At 59.3% G+C, this 4,342-nt stretch carries 5 protein-coding genes; all 5 read right to left on the reverse strand.

The genetic code is table 11. The annotated features are described in order from the left end of the window. On the reverse strand, positions 1-563 hold a 563-nt coding region (locus tag FS804_RS24560; RefSeq protein ID WP_144579338.1), incomplete at its 3' end, for a LysR family transcriptional regulator. A gap of 66 nt (positions 564-629) precedes the next feature. Then, positions 630-941, reverse strand: coding sequence for a hypothetical protein (locus FS804_RS24565; protein WP_144579339.1), 312 nt, complete (start codon positions 939-941; stop codon positions 630-632). A gap of 22 nt (positions 942-963) precedes the next feature. Next, positions 964-1,428: a DUF1348 family protein gene (locus FS804_RS24570; protein ID WP_127646531.1), complete on the reverse strand. Its 465-nt coding sequence runs from the start codon at positions 1,426-1,428 to the stop codon at positions 964-966. 75 nt (positions 1,429-1,503) lie between these two features. Further along, positions 1,504-2,052: a carboxymuconolactone decarboxylase family protein gene (locus tag FS804_RS24575; RefSeq protein WP_144579340.1), complete on the reverse strand. Its 549-nt coding sequence runs from the start codon at positions 2,050-2,052 to the stop codon at positions 1,504-1,506. 124 nt (positions 2,053-2,176) lie between these two features. Next, positions 2,177-4,234 carry a pyridoxamine 5'-phosphate oxidase family protein gene (locus FS804_RS24580; protein WP_144579341.1) on the reverse strand — a complete coding sequence of 686 codons (2,058 nt, stop codon included), beginning with the start codon at positions 4,232-4,234 and terminating at the stop codon, positions 2,177-2,179. Positions 4,235-4,342: the final 108 nt, after the last annotated feature.

Genomic DNA, 4,342 nt, shown 5'->3' on the forward strand with positions numbered 1-4,342 from the left:
CGGTGGTCCTTGAGATCGGCTGGCGATTTCGGAACGCCATAGCGCTCGAAGTATTTGGGCGAACCGCACATGACGCGCCGGACACTTCCTACCTTGACGGCAGAGAGATTTGAATCCGGAAGATGGCCGATACGCACAGCGACATCGATACCTTCCTCTACGATGTTCACCGGTCGATCGATGAAGAGGGTCTTGGCCTTCATGGTCGCGTATGTGTCGAGATAGCTCGTCACGATCGGGAGAACGTACATTTGCCCGAACAGCGCTGACGCGGTTATGGACAGAGTTCCTGTTGGGGTAGCATAGGAGCCGCCGGCGGCCGCCTCTGCTTCAGCGATATCGGCCAAAATCCGGCGACAGTCTTCGAAATAACGAACACCCGCTTCGGTCATCTTCACCGAGCGGGTGGTTCGCACCAGAAGACGTGCGCCGATCATGTCCTCAAGCGACGCTACTGCACGTGTGACTGCCGGAGCGCTCATGAACATCTGGCGAGCAGTCTCCGCAAAACTCTCCGTTTCGGCGACCTTCACAAAGATCCTCATTGCCTGCCACCGGTCCATCCGCTTCCCCAATCACGTTTGTTTCCAGCACCTTAAGTGCTCGAAACCGAAGCCTCAAGGGGCAACTCATGTTGAGGCAGCCAGCGCACGAAGAGAAAGCGCGATGCGTTCGATTTCCTCACATGTTTCCTCGGAAACGCCAGCGCGTATTGCGCGCTGGCGAGTTTCGCGACAGGCATTCAAAGCAAGTGATATGGCGATCGATGTATTGAAGTCGAAGCTTGAACCCCGCCTTGCCACATCCATCTCAGCGCCGGTCATCCCGAGGGCACGACCGGCTTCTTCTTGCTTTGCCAGTAGAGGCTTGCTCGCGTTCGTTCCTGTTAGGGCCAGCTCTATTGAAAGTCTTGCCCGTGGATCAATTAACGAGCCGACCATTTTCATCTCCTCGGGTTAAGGCTTAAAAGCCGAAATCGCTCAGGCCAGGATGGTCATCTGGTCTGCGGCCGAGGGGCCAACGAAACTTGCGGTCTGCTTCGGCAATCGGGTGTTCGTTGATGCTGGCATGACGTTCCCGCATCAGGCCGTCCTCGGCAAACTCCCAGTTCTCATTGCCATACGCCCGGAACCACTGGCCGCTGTCGTCGCGGTATTCATAGGCATATCGGACCGCGATACGGTTGCCGGTGAAGGCCCAGAGTTCTTTGATGAGGCGATAGTCGAGTTCCTTGTTCCACTTGCGGCTCAGGAAAGCCTCCGCCTCCGCGCGGTTTTTCGCGAACTCGGCGCGGTTGCGCCAACGTGTATCGAGCGTGTATGCAAGCGCCACCTTGGCAGGATCGCGGCTGTTCCAACCATCTTCGGCAAGCCGGACTTTTTCGATGGCGCTCTCTTGGGTAAATGGGGGAAGCGGGGGACGGGACATGCGTGAGTTCCTTTTTGGAGATGTTTGACGGTTGTGACTAGAGACAGCGCGTATCGCGCCGCTTCTCGGCTGGCGTCATGCAGCGGCGCGGTCGATACGGGGAAAATCGATTTCTGTGTCGAGGGCCTCATTCACGTAATTCGTGAAGGTGTTGAGGGCGACATGGGCGATGATCTCGACGATCTCAGCATCGCTGTAGCCGGCATCACGGACCTTGACGATTTCGGCCGGTGCAACGGAACCGCGAGCCACTGTCAGTGCCCGGGTGAATTCGACCGCAGCAGCTGCCTTGGGATCGTTCGACGTGCCGCTGCGGTTGGCAGCGATTTCACTCTCGTCGAGCTTGGCAAACTTCGTGCCGGTGAAGGTGTGGGCCGACAGGCAGTAGTCACAGCCGTTGGCCTCAGCCATGGCGAGGGCGATGCGTTCGCGGGTAGCCGGCGGCAGCTTGCCTTTGCCGAGTGCGCCCTGGAGCGACGTTAAACCCGTCAATGCGGCGGCGCTGTTGGAAACCAGGCGGAAGATGTTCGGAACGGAACCGATCTGCTTCTGGATGGCCTCGAGGATTGGGCGAGAAGCTTCTGGAGCCTCATTGATGGTGGCCGGGGTAGGAATGCGTGACATTGTTTTCTCCTTTTTCGGTTGAGAGAGATGTCGCTCTCTTGAGATTGAACATGATCCGGTTGGGCAACTTGCTGAAGATCGAAAGGGAACAAGGGACTGTTACGCTGGACGCAGCAATGAGCCATTAGACTGCGAGCTGCAGGCCGCCTTCCTGTTCAGCTGGAACGGTGCAGCACAGAAGCACTTCGTCGGCGTCGATCTTCGCTGTGGGCTGCTTGACGTAGGCGACGGCGCCCTTGACGAGCTTGGTTCGGCATGTGCCGCAATTGCCTTCCCGGCAACTGAACTCGGGCTCGAGGCCGCGCCCCTCGGCAAGTTCCAGAAGCGTGCCTGAACCAGGCGTCCATCGCGCTTCTTTCAAGGAATTCGCGAATATGACCGGGACCGGCTTCTCCGACGGCTGGGCGACGGAAGACACGACGGCTGCTATGGATTGCCCCGTGCGGACCAGCGACGATGGGCCGAAGGCTTCAGCCTGGATGCGATTGTCGGCAATGTTAAGAACCCGCAGCCCGTCATAGAGTCCTTGCGTGAACTGGGCGGGGCCGCAGAGATAGAAATCATAGTCGTTGAACGGGAGAAACCGCGTCAGCATCGCCATATCGATCCGTCCCGCGGCATCGAAGTCCCTACCCTCTTCAGCATCGGTGGTGTCGCTGAGGACCCTGACCAAACGCACGACCCCTTTCGTTGCCCCGATAAGGTCTGCGATCTCTTTCTCGAACGGTCGATCGGCCTTGGAGCGAGCCGCGTAGAACAATGTTACCGGGCGAACGCGCTGCTTGCGGAGCCCTTCGTAAACAACATGACGAAGCATCGCGAGCAGCGGCGTGATGCCGACGCCTCCCGCAAGAAGAACCGCCGGACGTGTCGAGCGGGCGTCGATGGAGAAGCCGCCGGCCGGCGCGCGTGCCTCTATGATATCGCCGACGGCGACAGCATCATGCAAGAATTGGGACACCCGACCGTCTCGTTTGACGCTGATGCGGTAGATCCCATCGGACGGCGCTACAGAAAGCGTGTAGGTCCGAATGACCGCCTTATCTTCGCCAGGCAACTTTATGCGGATGGGCAGATGCTGGCCGGCCGAGTGCGGAAGGAGCCCTGCGCCATCGCCTGGCTGGAGGTGAAAAGACTTGATCGTTGCGCTTTCATCGACGATCGCGGTGACGGTCATCGGCCGCCAGCTTGTGGCAAGCTCTGTGGCACGGAGACGGTCGGCCGCCTGCTGCCAGCTGCCTGTCATCAGGGAGCTCGGCGACCAGCCGTCCTTCTGGAAAACCCATCTCAGCGCCAATGCGTTGCGGCGGCGAACGATGCTTGTCGGCTTGAATGTCCAAAGCCGCTCAGCCCCCTGGAATGCGGCGATCTCCGGCGAGTCGAAAATGAGTTCCGCTTTCCCCGTCATCTGCAGCAGGTCGCCTGATTTAAAATCGACGAACAGCAGCCCCGCCTTTCCGTTCAGCAGAATGTTGCCCAGCGTTGCGAAGAAGAGATTGCCGTCGAAATCGGGGATCGTCAGGACGCCATCGTTGCCGATGCGGACAAATCCGGTATTGCCGCCGCGGTGGGAAACATCCACCTGGCGTCGGTTCTCGCGATCAACGTAGGAAGCGACAAAAAACGCGTCAGCCTCCGCGATCACCCTGCGCGCCTGATCATCAAGCGCAGACAGGTGCTCAACCTCACCGGTGAACGATTCCCCTGGCTGACGCTCGAAAGAAAAGTCACGCAGCTGAATGTAGCGCGGGCAATTTCCAAAACTCTGGTCGACATCAATGCGGAAACCTCTCTCGGTCGTCGAGACTAATCCGTTCATACGGTTGCGGCGGCGCGTGTGCATCTCGATGCCAAGGAGACCGATCGGCGAGCCGTCCGCCAGCCCTTCGCTTGCCGGGTCGCTCGGATCGCGCATCGCGGCAACATCCAGCACGACGGGGGAAGGCGACGACATGAAGCCCGGCTGGCCTTCGACGAACGTCGCCCAGGCGTCACCGGCTCGATCGACGCTTCCAAGAACGATGAACGGCAATTGCGCGTAAAAGTCGCGGTGCTGGTCCGGCATGTAGTCGCGAACGACGCGCTGGCCCACTGAGGCCATGCGTTCCTTCACGCCGAGCTTTTCCTGGATAAAGGTCTCGCCTTCATGCCACGTCGGCAGTTTTGTAAGCTTCACGGACATCTGCGTTCTCCAGAAAAGAGGCGAAGAGCGTGCGACGTATCGCACACCCTGTCGAGGCTCAGGCGGCAAGGCCGACCGGCGTCTTGACGAAGTCGACGAAGCCTGGAA

It is taken from the genome of Agrobacterium sp. DE0009, from assembly GCF_007680755.1.
Lineage (GTDB): Bacteria > Pseudomonadota > Alphaproteobacteria > Rhizobiales > Rhizobiaceae > Agrobacterium > Agrobacterium tumefaciens_B.